The following is a 14,652-nucleotide window of genomic DNA, read 5'->3' as shown; positions in this document are numbered from 1 at the left end:
GCACAAGTCACCTGCGCACACTGTCAAAGAACTTCGGAATCGGCCTCAGCGCCTCATCCTTTTTTGCCTCTTTCCCGCCGCCGCCGAAGCGTCCGAGGGAGCCGCACATTATAGGGTGGTTTCCGTTGCCGTCAACACCCTGCTGCGTTTTTCTTTCGTCGGTCGCGGCGTTCGCCGTGCCCGAGGAGGTCTTACATGATGGGGGGTTATTCGGATTTCGTCAACAGCGAATCATGCATCCCGCCTGACGGTCTTCATCTGCACTGCAGACTCAACTGCGCAGGCCAACGCCGCGCTTCAACAGCCACAGACCGATGCCGCCCAGCACGACGACGAAGCCCAGCATCAGCGCGAAGGCCACCCACAGCGGCACGTCGGACACGCCCAGCAGGCCGTAGCGGAAGGCGTTGACCATGTAGAAGATCGGGTTGAGGTGGGTCGCGGCCTCGGCCCAGCCGGGAAGCAGCTTCACCGAATAGAACACGCCGCCGAGATAGGTGAGTGGCGTGAGGATGAAGGTCGGCACGATCGCGATGTCGTCGAACTTCTTCGCGTACACCGCGTTGACGAAGCCGGCGAGCGAGAAGATCGTCGCGCCCAGCAGCACGGTGGTGAACGTCACCAGCGGGTGCGGAACGCGCACGTGGGTGAACAGCATCGCGATGCAGAGCACGATCGCGCCCACCATCAGGCCGCGCAGCACCGCGCCGGCGACGTAGCCGCCGAGGATCACCCACGACGGCATCGGGCTGACCAGCAGCTCCTCGACGTGGCGGCCGAACTTGGCGCCGAAGAAGCTCGACGAGATGTTGCCGTAGCTGTTCTGGATCACGCTCATCATCACCAGGCCGGGGACGATGAAGTCCATGTAGCGGATACCGTCCATCTGGCCCACGCGCGAGCCGATCAGGCCGCCGAAGATCAGGAAGTAGAGGGTCATGGTGATCGCCGGCGGCACCAGGGTCTGGCCCCAGATGCGCAGGATGCGCATGACCTCGCGGCGGACGATGGTGTAGAGCGCGGTGCGGTGGCGCTGGCCGAGGGTCTGGCTCATGCCGCCACCTCCTGCTGGCCGGTCAGGCGCACGAACAACTCTTCCAGCCGGTTGGTCTTGGTGCGCATCGAGCGGACGCGGATGCCGGCAGCATCCAGCGCGACGAACACGCCGTTGAGGTCCATCGCCCGCGGCATCTCCAGGTCGAGGGTCTGCGCGTCCTCGGCGACGAGGGTGGCGCCGGGAATCACCGGCAATATCGCCGGCAACGCCCCGTCGATGTCGAGCAGGAAGCCTTCGACGTCGAGCTTGGCCAGCAGCGCCTTCATCGGGCCCTGCTCGACGATCCGGCCCTTGTCGATGATCGCCAGGTGCCGGCACAGGTGTTCGGCTTCTTCCAGGTAGTGCGTGGTGAGGATGATGGTCGTCCCGGCCGCGTTGATCTCCTTGAGCGTCTTCCACATGCCGCGGCGGATCTCGATGTCGACGCCGGCGGTAGGCTCGTCGAGAATCAGCAGCTTCGGGGAGGTCATCATCGCCCGGGCGATCATCAGGCGCCGCTTCATGCCGCCGGACAGGGTGCGACTCATCTTGTCGGCCTTGTCCCAGAGCTGCGCCTCCTTCAGCACCTGCTCGGCCCGCACCATCGCCTCCGCGCGCGGCACGCCGTAGAAGCCGGCGTAGTTCACGCAGATGTCGAACGGCTTCTCGAACATGTTGAAGTTGATTTCCTGCGGCACCAGGCCGATCAGGCGCATCGCGGCGTCACGGTCGGCGGTGATGTCCTGTCCGAAGATCCGGACCTCGCCGGCGGTCTTGTTGACCAGCGAGCTGACGATGCCGATCAGGGTGGACTTGCCGGCGCCGTTGGGGCCGAGCAGGGCGTGGAAGTCACCGGGGGCGACGTCGAGGGACACGCCCTTCAGCGCCTCGACGCCGTTGTCGTAGGTCTTGCGCAGGTCACGGACGGCGAGGGCAGGCGCGGTCGGCGCGCCGGAAGGGCTGGGATCGGCGGTCATGGCGGGTTCCTGGGGCCGCGGCGGTCGTGCGGGAGGTGGCGCGCGGCGGAACGGGTAGTATAGGGCGCCGGCCCGGAGCGGCCGGACAACACTCCATTCCAACGCGCTTCTCCAAAGGACGGTTTCGCTTCGTGTCCGCCCACTTCCCGCTCAAGCTCGTCGGCCGCCGCATGCTGGCGCCGACCGTGGCCCACCTCAGCTTCGTCCGCGACGATGGACAGTCGCTGGACTACGTCCCCGGCCAGTTCCTGCAGGTGCACTTCACTTACGCCGACGGCACCGCGACCAAGCGCAGCTATTCGCTGGCGACCCAGCACGACCACGCCCCTTCGCCCGACAGCACGGTGGAGATCGCGGTCAGCTACGTGCCCGGCGGCGCCGCGACGGCGCTGTTCGAGGGCCTGGAGATCGGCGGCAGCATCAATGCCAGCGGTCCGTATGGCCGCTTCTGCCTGCTGCCCAACGACACCAACCGCCGCTATCTGCTGATCGCGACCGGCACCGGCGTGACGCCGTACCGGGCAATGCTGCCGCAGATCGCCGCACGCATCGCCAAGCACGACATCCAGGTGGTGCTGCTGTTCGGCGCGCGCACGCCGGTCGAGCTGCTGTACGGCGACGAGTTCCGCGCCTTCGCCAATGCGCACCCGAACTTCCGCTTCGTGCCCTGCTTCTCGCGCGAACTGCCGGAAGCCGGCTCGCCGCACGCGCACGCCGACGTGCGCAAGGGCTACGTGCAGGACCAGCTGGCCGAGTTCGTGCCCGACGGCGAAACCGACATCGCCTATCTCTGCGGCAACCCGCACATGGTCGACGCCTGCTTCGAGGCGCTGAAGCACCACGGGCTGCCGGTGGCGCACGTGCGCCGCGAGAAGTACGTCAGCAGCAAGTGACGACGCAGCGCGGCCGCACGCCGGCCGCGCCTGCTGTCCCCATCGATCCCCTGCCCGGAACCGCACGCCGCCGCGTCGCGGCCGGCGTCCCGTTGCCGCGGACCAGCCCCGGCACCCCACCTCCGGGCCTTGCCCCCGTCACGCGAGCCGGTCACATTCGGCGCGCCGCCGCGTCCTGGTCGGCATCCCCGTTGTTTCGCCGCGCCCGTACCGGCCGGCCCCGCCCGAGAGTCCGTCCATGACCAGACCCCTGTTGCCGTCCCTGCTCGCCCTGTCGCTCGCCGCCTGCAGCGGCCAGGACGCGGCGGCCCCGAAGTCGGCACCGCATACCGACGCCCGCGGCGACCTGCGCTACGGCAGCGTCGTGTTCAAGCCCTGCGCGCTGGGCGGCGAGTTCGGCCGCGCGGTCGAGGCCGAATGCGCGAAGTACGACGTGCCGGAGAACCACGACGCGCCGGCAGGCCGCAAGATCACGCTGGCGGTGGCGATGATCCCGGCGAAGAAGCAGGCGCAGCCCGATCCGGTGGTGATCATCGCCGGCGGCCCGGGGCAGTCGATCCTCGACAGCTATCCGATGCTCGACGACGCGCTGTCGGACCTGCGCAACTCGCGCAACATCCTGCTGGTCGACGCGCGTGGCACCGGCGGTTCGCATCCGCTGGAATGCCGCAACAGCGAAGGCCGCAACGCCGTGACCGAGGAGAACGACGATTCGCCGGACAGCGCCCGCGCCTTCGCCGAACGTTGCCGCGACACGCTCTCGAAGACCTCCGACCTGCGTTACTACGGCACCGCCGATCACATCCGCGACCTCGACGCGCTGCGTGCGGCAGTGGGTGCGGACAAGCTCAACCTCATCGGCATTTCCTACGGCACCCGTGTCGCGCAGCAGTACGCGATGCATTTCCCGGCGCATACGCGCACGGTGGTGCTGGATTCGGTGGTGCCCAACTCGCTGGTGCTGGGCCAGGAGCACGCGCGCAACCTCGACGCCGCACTGGCGACGCAGTTCGCGCGCTGCCGTGCCGAGCCGGCCTGCCGCGACCACCTCGGCGACCCGGCCGCGACGATGAAGACGCTGCGCGAGCGGCTGAAGGCCGGCGGCCTGGCGCCGGTGCGCTACCGCGATCCCACCAGCGGTGACTGGCGCGAGGAAGCGCCCACCTACGGCCACCTCGCGATCCTGCTGCGCATGTACGCCTACCAGCCGCAGGCGGCGTCGATCCTGCCGTGGATCGTGCACGAGGCATCGGAAGGCCGCTACGAAAGCCTGCTGGCGCAGTCGCGGATGGTCTACGGCGACGTGTCGGAGGCGATGATGCACGGCATGGAGCTGTCGGTGATCTGCACCGAGGATCCGGAGATCGCGGTCGACCCGAAGGACGCGAACACCGTGATCGGCAACGAGTTCGTCGCGTTCCAGCAGGCGCAGTGCGCGGTCTGGCCGAAGGGCAAGCGCGCGGCCGATTTCCGCAAGCCGCTGGCTGGCGACGTGCCGCTGCTGGCGATGAGCGGCGAATACGATCCGGTGACCCCGCCGCGCTACGGCGAGGCGGTGGTGAAGACGCTGCCGAACGGTCGCCACCTGCTGGCGCCGGGCCAGGGCCACAACGTCATTGCCACCGGCTGCATGCCGAAGCTGGTCGCGCAGTTCGTGGAGAAGGCCGATGCGAAGTCGCTGGACGCCGGCTGCCTCAAGCGGCTGAAGCCGTCGCCGCCGTTCGCGGGCAACTACGGTTGGGAGCCTTGACGTGCCTCGTCGCGCCTGCACGACCGTCGGCCCGGTGACGCCGACGTACCTCCAACCCCCTCGCGCCGCTGCGCGTCGCGCTCCCCCGACTCGGGGGGCATTGCCAGTCACTGCGTTCGATGCCATCGCACCGGTCGCCATGCCGGTCCTGTCCGCCGCGAACCCCTTGCGAACGGCGCCGCGCTCCCTTTTCGAAATCCAGAGGCAGTCATGATCCAGGTCCAGAACCTGCACAAATCGTTCAAGACCAAGACCGGTCTGGTCCAGGCCGTGCGCGGCGTGAGTTTCGAGGCGCGCGACGGCGAGATCACCGGCCTGCTCGGCCCCAACGGCGCGGGCAAGACCACCACGCTGCGCATGCTCTACACGCTGATGTCGCCCGACCAGGGCGGGGTGACGGTGGACGGCATCGACGTGGCGAAGGACGCCACCGCGGTGCGTCGCCGGCTGGGCGTGCTGCCGGATGCGCGCGGCGTGTACAAGCGCCTGACCGCGCGCGAGAACATCGCCTACTTCGGCGAGCTGCACGGGCTGGACGCGAAGACGATCGCCGAACGCACCGCGGCGATGGCGGCGACGCTGGGCATGGAGGACTTCCTCGACCGCCGCACCGAAGGCTTCTCGCAGGGCCAGCGCACCAAGACCGCGATCGCGCGGGCGCTGGTGCACGACCCGCGCAACGTGATCCTCGACGAGCCGACCAACGGCCTCGACGTGATGACCACCCGCGGCCTGCGCGAATTCCTGCGCCAGCTGCGCGCCGAGGGGCGCTGCGTGATCTTCTCCAGCCACATCATGCAGGAGGTCGCCGCGCTGTGCGATCGCATCGTGGTGATCGCCGCCGGCGAAGTGAAGGCCGACGGCACGCCCGACGAACTGCGTGCGCGCGCCGGCCACGACAACCTCGAGGACGCCTTCGTCCAGCTGATCGGCTCGGAGGAGGGCCTGCACGCATGAAACCCTCGTCCTTCGCCACCTTCCTCGCCGTGTTCCGCAAGGAACTGCGCGACTTCGTCCGCGACCGGCGCACGTTCCTGATGGCGCTGCTGCTGGGCCCGCTGATGTATCCGCTGCTGATGCTGGGCATGGGCAAGCTGATGGAATCGCGGGTCAGCACGCAGTTGGAGAAACCGCTGGAGATCCCGGTCGTCGGCGCGCAGTACGCGCCGAACCTGATCGAATTCCTCGGCACGCTGGACATCCACCCGAAGACGCCGCCGAAGGACCTGGTGGCCGCGATCCGCAACCAGAGCGAGGACGTCGCGCTGGTGATCTCGCCCGATTTCGCCGAGCAGTGGCGCGCGGGCAAGCCGGCCAAGGTCGAGATCGTCGCCGACACCACGCGCACGAACACCGACGTGCCGATCCAGCGCCTGCGCAGCGCGCTGGAAGGCTACGGCCGCCAGGTCGGCGCGCTGCGGCTGGTGGCGCGCGGCGTCAGCCCGCTGGTGGGCACGCCGGTCGCCGTCACCCAGCGCGACGTGGCCACGCCCGAGGCCAAGCAGGGCCGGCTGATGTCGGTGATCCTGCCGCTGATCCTCACCCTGTTCGCGTTCATGGGCGGCGCCAACCTCACGATGGACGTCACCGCCGGCGAACGCGAGCGCCAGTCGCTGGAACCGCTGCTGGCCACGCCCGCGCCGCGCGGCACGCTGGTCACCGGCAAGATGGCCGCGGCCGGGCTGATCGGCATCAGCAGCGTCGTGCTGACCCTGCTGTCGTTCAAGCTCAGCGCGGCGATGGCGCACACCGCGATGGCCTCGTCACTGGACGTGTCGTTCCCGGCGATCGGGCGGATGCTGCTGGTGCTGGCGCCGCTGGTGCTGATCGGCACCGCGCTGCTGACCTTCATCTCCGCCGGCGCGAAGAGCATGAAGGAAGCGCAGAGCCACATGGTCTGGCTGATGTTCATGCCGATGCTGCCCGGCTACGCGCTGATGGCGTATCCGCTGAAGGACCAGGACCTGTGGCAGTACGCGGTGCCGTTCCTGTCGCAGAACCAGATGCTGGTGAAGGCGACCCGCGGCGAAGCGGCGTCGATGGAACAGTGGGCGATCTACCTCGTCTGCGCCTTCGCGCTGGCCGGCGCGCTGTGGCTGGCCGCGATCTGGCGCTACCGGCAGGAGAAGCTGGCGATCTCGTCCTGATCGACCTGCTCGGTAGAGCGGCCTTCAGGCCGCTGCTTTTCCACAGGGATTTTCAGAAAGCAGCGGCCTGAAGGCCGCTCTACCGAAAGCGAAAGAAAAGCCCGGCGAATGCCGGGCTTTTTTCGTGAGCAACGATCCGCCTGGTCACGCCGGCAGCAGCGGGCCGCCGAGCCACAGCCAGCGCGACAGCCAGGCGCTGACGAAGGCGATCAACAGCGTCAGCGGAATGCCGATCCGCAGGAAGTCGCCGAACGTGTAGCGGCCGGGATTGAGGATCAGCAGGTTGCCGTGGTGGCCGATCGGCGTGAGGAACGACGCCACCGCGCCCATCGCCGTGCACACCACGAACGGCGTCGGCGGCAGCCCCAGCCCGTGGGCCAGCGCCACCGCGATCGGGCTGAGCAGCACGGTGGTCGCGGCATCGGACAGGATCTGCGTGAGCAGCCCCGCCGCCGCGAACATCACCAGCAGCAGCGCCAGCGGCGACCACTGCGCCGCGTGGTCCAGCAGCAGCGAGGCGAACAGCGCCGCCGTGCCGGTGCGCTCCATCGCCATGCCCAGCGGGATCACGCCGGCGATCATCACGTAGATGCGCACGTCGATCTCGCGGTACGCCTGCTCCACGCCGACGCAGCGGGTGAGCACCATCGCCATCGCACCGGCGAGGAAGGCGATCTGCGGCTGCAACAGTTCGGTCGCGGAGGCGACGATGGCCGCGACCATGATCAGCAGCGCCATCGGCGCGCGCCGGCGGCTCTTCTGCTGCCCGCCGAAGGGCATCAGCATCAGGAAGCCGTGGTGCGAGGCCAGCGGTTCGAGCGCCTGCGGACGGCCCCACAACACCAGCAGGTCGCCTTCCTGCAACGGCGTGTCGGACAGCACGCCGCGCAGCCAGCCTTCCTTGCGCCACAGGCCGACGACCGCCACACCGAGATTGCGCATGAAGTCGATGCTGGCCACGCTGCGGCCGATGAATTCCGAACGCGGCGCGACCATCGCCTGCACCAGTTGCTCGTCGCTCACGGGTTTGGTGCCGGCTTCCTGCTCCGTGCGTTCGCCGTATTTCGCCACGGCATGCAGCGCCAGCCCCGGCTCGTGCGCGATCGATGCGATCTCGTCGGGCGAGGCACGCACCAGCAGCACGTCGCCGGCGTCGAGCGGGACGTCGTCCGGCGGGCGATGCCAGTGCGTGTCCGGGCGCGCCAGTTCCAGCACCTGCAGGCGGTCGGCGAACGCCTTTTCCAGCGCCGCGCGCGACTTGCCGATCCACGGCGATGCGGCTTCCACCACCAGTTCGGTGTAGTAATGCTCCAGCCGGAAATAGTCCGGCTGGCCAGTCTCGCCGCTGCGCTTGGGCACCAGCCAGCGCATCAGCAGCATGTACGCGGTGCCCAGCAGCACCAGCGACACGCCGATCGGCGTGATCGCGAAGATGTCCAGCGCCGGTTGCCCGTCGCGCTTGAGCAGATCGTTGGCGAGCAGGAACGCGGGCGCGCTGATCAGCGTCAGCGTGGTGCCCAGCGAGGCCGCCAGCGACATCGGCATCAGCACGCGCGAGGCGGCGAGCTTCTGCTCTCGTGCCAGCCGCATCAGGATCGGCAGCATCATCGCCGTGACCATCACGTGGTGCGTGAACGCCGCGAGCGCCGCGGTGGCCGGCATGACCACCGCGATCGTGCGCCATTCGCTGCGGCCGGCCGCGCGCGCGATGCCGGCGCCGATGCGATCGGTGATGCCGGTCGCCGACAGGCCCGCCGACAGCACGAACACCGTCGCGACGATGATCGCCGGCTCGCTGGAGAAGCCCGACAGCGCCTGCTTCGCATCGAGAATGCCGGTCAGCGTCAGCGCCAGCAGGGTCAGCATCGCCACGAGGTCCACGCGCAGCTTCTCGCTGACGAACAACACCAGCGAGGCGAACAGGATCACGAGGAACAGGAATTGCTGCGCTTCCATCGACGCCTTCGGGCCGTTCCGGGTCCTCCACCTTAAGGCATCACACCCGAACCCTTGCCCGCGTGCAGGCCGCGACGGCTTGCCCGCATCCCGCACGGCCCGGGCGGCGTGACCGGTCCGGCCGGGGCCGGGACCCCTGCCATCCCTCATGCTTGACGCGCGCCATGTGTATTGTTGTAGTAATACACATGGACACAGTCATCCTCCACATCCAGCCCCAGTCGCCGGAGCCGATCTACCGCCAGATCGGCGACCAGATCCGGCGCCTGGTCGCCGGCGGGCAGCTGGCGGCCGGCACGGTGCTGCCGTCGGTGCGGGACGTGGCGGCGACCTACGCGATCAATCCGATGACCGTGTCCAAGGCCTACAGCCAGCTCGAAGCCGAAGGCGTGCTGGAACGCCTACGCGGCAAGGGCATGGCGGTGGCGGCGCGCACGCAGGACGCCGACGACGACGCCCGCTGGGCGCTGCTGGCGCCCGCACTGACCGCCCTCGCGCGGCAGGCGCGCGAACTCGAACTCTCGCCGGATTCCGTGCTGGACCGGCTTCGTCGCACCATGGAGGAGGATTCCCGATGAGCCACGCCGCGATCAGCATCACCGCCCCGCCGATCCGCACCGAACGCCTGCGGAAGGCCTACGGCAGCCGCGACGTCCTGGCGAACGTCTCGCTGACGGTCGAGCCCGGCCAGGTACTCGGCCTGATCGGACGCAACGGCGCGGGCAAGAGCACCCTGATCCGCTGCCTGCTCGGGCTGCTCATGCCCGATGGCGGGACCGCGCAGGTCTGGGGTCGGTCCGCGGACCGGCTCGGCGACGACATCAAGCAGCGGCTGGGCTACGTCCCGCAGGATGCCGAAGCGATGGGCTGGATGACGCCACCGCAGATGCTGGATTTCGTCGGGCGCTTCTATCCGGAATGGGACGACGCGTACATCCGCGAGTTCCTCGCCCGGGCCCGCCTGCCGGCGCGGGTGCCGCTGAGCCGTCTCTCGCCCGGCGAACGCCAGCACGTGGCGATCGCGCGCGCGCTGGCCACGCGGCCGGACCTGCTGGTGCTGGACGAACCGGCCGCGTCGCTGGATCCGGTCGCGCGCCGCGAGCTGCTGCGGGACATCGTCGAGCGCGGCAGCGAATCCGGCTGCACGGTGCTGTTCTCCACCCACATCGTCTCGGACCTGGAGCGCGTGGCGTCGCACGTGGCCGTCCTGCACGAGGGCCGCATCGTGCTGCACGCGGAACTCGACGCGCTGAAGGAGCGGCACCTGCGCGTGCACCTGCCGGCGGAGATCGCCGCGAACCTCGATCGCACGATCCCCGGGAAGATCGCGTACCGCCCACGCGAGGACGGCAGCGCGAGCCTGTTCCTGTTGCCCGAGCCGGGCGCGCCGCGGCCCGCGCTGCTCGACGCCCCCGGCGTACGCAGCGATCGGGTGTCGCTCGAAGACCTTTTCGTCGAGATCTCGCAATGACGGCGCCGACGTCGACGCACGCACCGCCGCCCATCCGGCGTTTCCGGCCGTGGCTGCCGTCACTGCTCTGGGCGAGCCTGCCCGGGAGCGCGATCGGCCTCGGCTTCCTGCTCGCGCTTGCGGCCATCCCGCTGCTGCCGATGTCGTGGACGATCCGCGCGGCGATCCTCGGCCTGCTGCCGCTGTGCATCTGCTGGCCGAAACTGGTGCTGCTGATGTCGGGCGCCTACCGCGAAGGACTGCCGTCCATCCGCACCCGGGGCGCGCTGGCATTGGCGCTGCTGGGCATCGGCGGTTTCGCCGCGACCTGGAGCATCGCGGAGGCCACCGGTGGCGTACCGGTGGTGGCCGGGATCCTCTACTGCGCGCTGGCGATGAGCGTCGTCCTGCTGTGGGCGATCCCGCTCGAACACCAGCTCTTCGTGCTGTTCCTGCTGACGATTCCGACGCTCGTCCACATCTCCGGACAGGACTGGCACCACCTCCCGCTCAGGTCGCAGTACCCCCGCATCCTGCTGCTCCTGTCGACGCTGATGGCGGCGGGGATGGTTTACGAGGCGATCGTCTCGAAAACCCGCCCGCGCAGGGGTGTCGTCACGGGCATCGTCGTCCTGCTGCTTCCGCTGGCGGCCTTCGTCTCCCTGCCGGAGGCGTCGTTCGGCCGCGTCATGTTCGTCTTCCATTATTTCCTTGCCCCGGCCTGCATCGCCCTGTGGGTGTCGGTGGCGGTCAGCGGCGGGCTGCATGCGCCGCGGGCGAAGGAGGGACGGGCATTCCTCTCCGTGCTGGAAGACGTGGTGTACCGACGCCGGCGGATCCCCGGGGAAAGCGGCGCCTTGCTGGGCGCGGAGGACGACAGCGGGTGGCTGCCGCGACAGCGCCGGCATTCCCTGCTGTCCGGCGGTTACGCGCCGCCGCGGGAGACGCAGCGCCTGCCCGCGCTGCGCGCGTGCCTGGGACCTCCCTTCGCGGAGAGCGACGGCTTCCGGTTCGCGCCGGAAGGCCTGATGAGGAAACTGCTCCTGCTGCTGCCGGTCTTTTACTGGGGCAGATGGAACGAGGGTTCGGCGGCGATCGCCATCATGATCGCCCTCGTGTTGCCGATCGCCGTCCTGCTGATCGAGCGCACGGTGATGTACCTGGAACGCGCGCAGGACCTCGCGTCGGGATCGGAGAGCGCCGAACTCGGCCTGCTGCCGGCCTGGGGCGGCAACGCTCGCATGCAGTCCCTGCTGTTGCCGGCCCTGGCGAAGCCGATCCTGCTGGACGCCGGCCTGCTGTCCGCCGCCCTCGGGCTGTTCCTGCTGTTCGTCCGACTGGCGGGTGGCGCGACGCTGTTCGTCCCGGCGGCGATCATGATGATCGCGGGGACCGCGTGGCTGCTCGCGTACGTCTGCGCGGTGCTCGCGGACCCGCGCCTCGCCGATTGGCCGCCGCAGATCGTCGCGGCCGGCATCCTCGGATACAGCGCTGTCCTGTGGCCGCTGCATGCGGCCGGGGAAGTGGGTGTCGTCGCGTCGGTCACGGGCACCGGCCTTGCGCTCGCCGCCTGCGCGTGGGCGGCATCGCGCTTGCTCCGCAGGCCGCGGCCTTTCTTCGCCGGCTGATCTTCGTCGGCTGAGCGCGGGTGCACGCGCGCGTCGCGCCCGAACGCACGACGCCCGGCCATGGGCCGGGCGTCGCAGGACACGTCGCGATGACGACGTCCGCGTCAGCGCAGCCACGGTGCGACATCGACCACGTCGATGTCGTGCATCAGGCCGAGGTAGGCATCGAAATACGACTTGTGCGAGGCGCCGACGATCGACAGCACGCGGGCGCCGGGCCGGTTGCCGATCGCTTCGCGGATGTTGGCGACCATGCGCAGGTTGCGGGTTTCCCACCAGGCCACGTACTGGCGGCCATGGCGCTGCGGGTCGCGGCTGTGGAGCGCTGCGCCGAAATCGGATGCGATGAGCGCGTGCTGCGCTTCCGCCCCGTTGTAGAACCGGTAGAGCGCCAGCATGTCGCCGGCATCCTCCAGCGCCTTGGCCCGGACCAGGACCGGCGCGCCGGCCGACGCGGACCAGATCGTCTGCATCGTCTCGCCGAGCGCCGGACCGGCCTTGGCCTGGATGGCATCGGCGGAATGATCGTCGACCGGATACACGCGCTGCAGGCCGAGGCGCGCCGCCAGCACGGCTGCGATCATGACGTTCTCGTTCTTCGACTGCGCGGTCTTCGCGGCCAGCGCGACCAGCGCGTCGTCCAGGCCATCGCCCGGCCGGCGCTCGGCCTCGGGCAGCTGCAACCACTGCACCACCATCGATGCCCGGTCGTTGGCAGCGGCGAACAGCGCGGCCAGATGCCGGCGCTGCGCGGGCGTGGGCGAGGCCGGCCATGCGGCCAGCGTCTTCTCCACTTCGGCCTGGGCCGCAGGCACGTCCAGCCCCGTCGCGCTGCGGGCCGCATCGGTGTCCCGGCAGTAGTCCTTCGCCACGTCCGGATACGTCGCTTCGTAGCGCTGCAACGTGTCGCAGGCTTCGCCGGGCAGCGCTTCGATGGTGATGATGTCGGGCTTGTAGCGCGCCAGCCGTTCGAGCACCGGTTCCAGCTGCTCGGCGCGGAAGCCGTCGGGCATGCCGGAGAGATGCGTCGAGCCCAGCACCAGCACCTGCGTGCGCGGCCCGGGGATGTCGCGCTCGAATTCCGCGAGATCCACGACCTGGGCGGACACATGGAGGGCGACGAGGGACAGGGCGAGGACGGAAAGCGACCGCAGCGCGCGTGACGTGGACATGCGAGACACCTGGCGAGGAAGGAAGGCACGGGTGTCCCGACGATGATCAGGGCTTCCCGCCGGCACAGGATGCCGGGGCCGGGCGGCGGCGGACAGTCGCGCAAGTCATGGGGCCGGGCAGTCGCCGCCCGCACCGTCGCCGCGGCGCGCTTCGATTCCCGTGGCGTGCATCCGCGGCAGGCGCCTCACGAAAAAGCCCGGGTTTCCCCGGGCTTTTTCGTTACCGCGAACTGCGCGAAAGATCAGAGGTGCTTGATGATCTCGTCCGCGAACTCGCTGCACTTCACCTCGGTCGCGCCGTCCATCAGGCGGGCGAAGTCGTAGGTGACGCGCTTGCTGGCGATCGCACCGTCCATCGCCTTGATGATCGCGTCGGCGGCTTCGGTCCAGCCCATGTAGCGCAGCATCATCTCGCCCGACAGGATCACCGAACCCGGGTTCACCTTGTCGAGGTCGGCGTACTTCGGCGCGGTGCCGTGGGTCGCCTCGAACACGCCGTGACCGGTCACGGTGTTGATGTTGGCGCCCGGGGCGATGCCGATGCCGCCGACCTGCGCGGCCAGCGCGTCGGACAGGTAGTCGCCGTTGAGGTTCAGCGTGGCGCACACGTCGTATTCCTTCGGCCGCAGCAGGATCTGCTGCAGGAAGGCGTCGGCGATGGCGTCCTTGATCACGAGGCCCGCACCCGGCTTGCCTTCCGGGATCACGTGCCACGGACCGCCGTCGAGTTCGACCGCACCGAAGAAGTCGCGGGCCACCTTGTAGCCGAAGTCGCGGAACGCGCCTTCGGTGTACTTCATGATGTTGCCCTTGTGGACCAGCGTGACCGACTTGCGCTTGTTCTCGATCGCGTAGGCGATCGCGCTGTGGACCAGGCGCTCGGTGCCGAGGTAGGACACCGGCTTGATGCCGATGCCGACCTGCACCGGCAGGTCGCGGCCCGGCGCGCCGATGCCTTCCAGCGCCTTGTTCCAGTCGTCGGTCCTGGCCTTGGTGCCGAAGCGGATCTTGTCGAAACCCTTCGGGAATTCCTTCTGCAGGAAATCCAGCACCTTCTGCGCGTCGGCGGTGCCCGGCTCGAACTCGATGCCGGCGTAGATGTCCTCGGTGTTCTCGCGGAAGATCACCATGTCGACGTCGCCGGGCTTCTTCACCGGCGAGGGCACGCCCTCGAACCAGCGCACCGGGCGCAGGCAGACGAACAGATCCAGCATCTGGCGCAGCGCGACGTTGAGCGAGCGGATGCCGCCACCGACCGGCGTGGTCAGCGGGCCCTTGATGCTGACCAGGTAGTCGCGGCAGGCGTCGACGGTGGCGTCGGGCAGCCAGCTGCCGGTGGCGTTGAACGCCTTCTCGCCGGCGAGGACTTCCATCCACATCAGCTGGCGCTGGCCACCGTAGGCCTTGGCCACGGCGGCGTCGAGCACGCGGACGCTGGCGCGCCAGATGTCCGGGCCGGTGCCATCGCCTTCGATGAAGGGGATGATCGGGCGGTCCGGGACATTCAGCCCGGCCGCGGATTTGGTGATCCGGGCGCCCCCTTCGGGCACCACGGGGGTGAAATCGGCCATGTAACGGTCTCCTTGGTGGCCGACGGCGCGCCGGCCAGACGCCCATTGTCGCGGGTCGGGGGAAGTGGGGGA

The 14,652-nt window shown here is 69.2% G+C and carries 12 protein-coding genes; 7 read left to right on the top strand and 5 right to left on the bottom strand.

The genetic code is table 11. The features are described from left to right. Positions 1–271 precede the first annotated feature (271 nt). Both ACT53R_RS09385 and ACT53R_RS09380 read right to left on the bottom strand, forming a co-directional pair. Positions 272–1,054 carry an ABC transporter permease gene (locus ACT53R_RS09385; RefSeq protein WP_476171599.1) on the bottom strand — a complete coding sequence of 261 codons (783 nt, stop codon included), beginning with the start codon at positions 1,052–1,054 and terminating at the stop codon, positions 272–274. After that, positions 1,051–2,013 (bottom strand): ABC transporter ATP-binding protein, encoded by a 963-nt coding sequence (locus ACT53R_RS09380; RefSeq protein WP_476171598.1) that lies wholly within the window; start codon positions 2,011–2,013, stop codon positions 1,051–1,053. Before ACT53R_RS09380 ends, ACT53R_RS09385 begins: the two co-directional genes overlap by 4 nt. Positions 2,014–2,108: 95 nt before the next feature. On the opposite strand from ACT53R_RS09380, the gene ACT53R_RS09375 reads away from it, so the two are divergent. The 4 genes from ACT53R_RS09375 (at position 2,109) to ACT53R_RS09360 (ending at position 6,803) form a co-directional block, all read left to right on the top strand. Continuing rightward, on the top strand, positions 2,109–2,906 hold the full coding sequence (locus tag ACT53R_RS09375) for an FAD-binding oxidoreductase (protein WP_476171603.1): 798 nt from the start codon (positions 2,109–2,111) through the stop codon (positions 2,904–2,906). A gap of 238 nt (positions 2,907–3,144) precedes the next feature. Further along, positions 3,145–4,656, top strand: coding sequence for an alpha/beta hydrolase (locus ACT53R_RS09370; RefSeq protein WP_476171597.1), 1,512 nt, complete (start codon positions 3,145–3,147; stop codon positions 4,654–4,656). A 210-nt stretch (positions 4,657–4,866) separates the two neighbouring features. Continuing rightward, entirely contained in the window at positions 4,867–5,613 is a 747-nt protein-coding gene (locus ACT53R_RS09365; protein WP_476171596.1) for an ABC transporter ATP-binding protein, read from the top strand. Further along, positions 5,610–6,803, top strand: coding sequence for an ABC transporter permease subunit (locus tag ACT53R_RS09360; RefSeq protein WP_476171595.1), 1,194 nt, complete (start codon positions 5,610–5,612; stop codon positions 6,801–6,803). Before ACT53R_RS09365 ends, ACT53R_RS09360 begins: the two co-directional genes overlap by 4 nt. A gap of 144 nt (positions 6,804–6,947) precedes the next feature. Here ACT53R_RS09360 and ACT53R_RS09355 read toward each other — a convergent pair whose 3' ends face one another. Beyond that, positions 6,948–8,759 carry an SLC13 family permease gene (locus tag ACT53R_RS09355; RefSeq protein WP_476171594.1) on the bottom strand — a complete coding sequence of 604 codons (1,812 nt, stop codon included), beginning with the start codon at positions 8,757–8,759 and terminating at the stop codon, positions 6,948–6,950. A 188-nt stretch (positions 8,760–8,947) separates the two neighbouring features. Here ACT53R_RS09355 and ACT53R_RS09350 point away from each other — a divergent pair, with 188 nt between their 5' ends. From ACT53R_RS09350 to ACT53R_RS09340, 3 genes are all read left to right on the top strand, one after another. Continuing rightward, the gene (locus ACT53R_RS09350) at positions 8,948–9,337 is read left to right on the top strand and encodes a GntR family transcriptional regulator (RefSeq protein WP_476171593.1); all 390 of its coding nucleotides are present in this window, start codon (positions 8,948–8,950) and stop codon (positions 9,335–9,337) included. After that, positions 9,334–10,230: an ABC transporter ATP-binding protein gene (locus ACT53R_RS09345; protein ID WP_476171592.1), complete on the top strand. Its 897-nt coding sequence runs from the start codon at positions 9,334–9,336 to the stop codon at positions 10,228–10,230. Before ACT53R_RS09350 ends, ACT53R_RS09345 begins: the two co-directional genes overlap by 4 nt. A gap of 206 nt (positions 10,231–10,436) precedes the next feature. After that, positions 10,437–11,837 carry a hypothetical protein gene (locus ACT53R_RS09340; RefSeq protein ID WP_476171591.1) on the top strand — a complete coding sequence of 467 codons (1,401 nt, stop codon included), beginning with the start codon at positions 10,437–10,439 and terminating at the stop codon, positions 11,835–11,837. 104 nt (positions 11,838–11,941) lie between these two features. On the opposite strand, the gene ACT53R_RS09335 is transcribed toward ACT53R_RS09340, so the two are convergent. Together ACT53R_RS09335 and icd are read right to left on the bottom strand one after the other, a co-directional pair. Beyond that, positions 11,942–13,009, bottom strand: a complete 1,068-nt coding sequence (locus ACT53R_RS09335) for a DUF5694 domain-containing protein (protein WP_476171590.1) — start codon at positions 13,007–13,009, stop codon at positions 11,942–11,944. 242 nt (positions 13,010–13,251) lie between these two features. Continuing rightward, entirely contained in the window at positions 13,252–14,580 is a 1,329-nt protein-coding gene (icd, locus tag ACT53R_RS09330) for an isocitrate dehydrogenase (NADP(+)) (RefSeq protein WP_476171589.1), read from the bottom strand. Positions 14,581–14,652 lie beyond the last annotated feature (72 nt).

The sequence above is a fragment of the Lysobacter sp. DMC104 genome (assembly GCF_056313665.1).
The sequence above is the reverse complement of the archived record's forward strand: the minus strand, read 5'-3'. Positions and strand labels throughout refer to the sequence as shown.

Bases quoted from the DNA above. Each gene is read 5' to 3' on its own strand.
- ACT53R_RS09380 (WP_476171598.1), bottom strand. From the start codon at position 2,013: ATGACCGCCGATCCCAGCCCTTCCGGCGCGCCGACCGCGCCTGCCCTC.
- ACT53R_RS09345 (WP_476171592.1), top strand. From the start codon at position 9,334: ATGAGCCACGCCGCGATCAGCATCACCGCCCCGCCGATCCGCACCGAA.
- ACT53R_RS09370 (WP_476171597.1), top strand. From the start codon at position 3,145: ATGACCAGACCCCTGTTGCCGTCCCTGCTCGCCCTGTCGCTCGCCGCC.
- ACT53R_RS09385 (WP_476171599.1), bottom strand. From the start codon at position 1,054: ATGAGCCAGACCCTCGGCCAGCGCCACCGCACCGCGCTCTACACCATC.
- ACT53R_RS09350 (WP_476171593.1), top strand. From the start codon at position 8,948: ATGGACACAGTCATCCTCCACATCCAGCCCCAGTCGCCGGAGCCGATC.
- ACT53R_RS09360 (WP_476171595.1), top strand. From the start codon at position 5,610: ATGAAACCCTCGTCCTTCGCCACCTTCCTCGCCGTGTTCCGCAAGGAA.
- icd (WP_476171589.1), bottom strand. From the start codon at position 14,580: ATGGCCGATTTCACCCCCGTGGTGCCCGAAGGGGGCGCCCGGATCACC.
- ACT53R_RS09335 (WP_476171590.1), bottom strand. From the start codon at position 13,009: ATGTCCACGTCACGCGCGCTGCGGTCGCTTTCCGTCCTCGCCCTGTCC.
- ACT53R_RS09365 (WP_476171596.1), top strand. From the start codon at position 4,867: ATGATCCAGGTCCAGAACCTGCACAAATCGTTCAAGACCAAGACCGGT.
- ACT53R_RS09355 (WP_476171594.1), bottom strand. From the start codon at position 8,759: ATGGAAGCGCAGCAATTCCTGTTCCTCGTGATCCTGTTCGCCTCGCTG.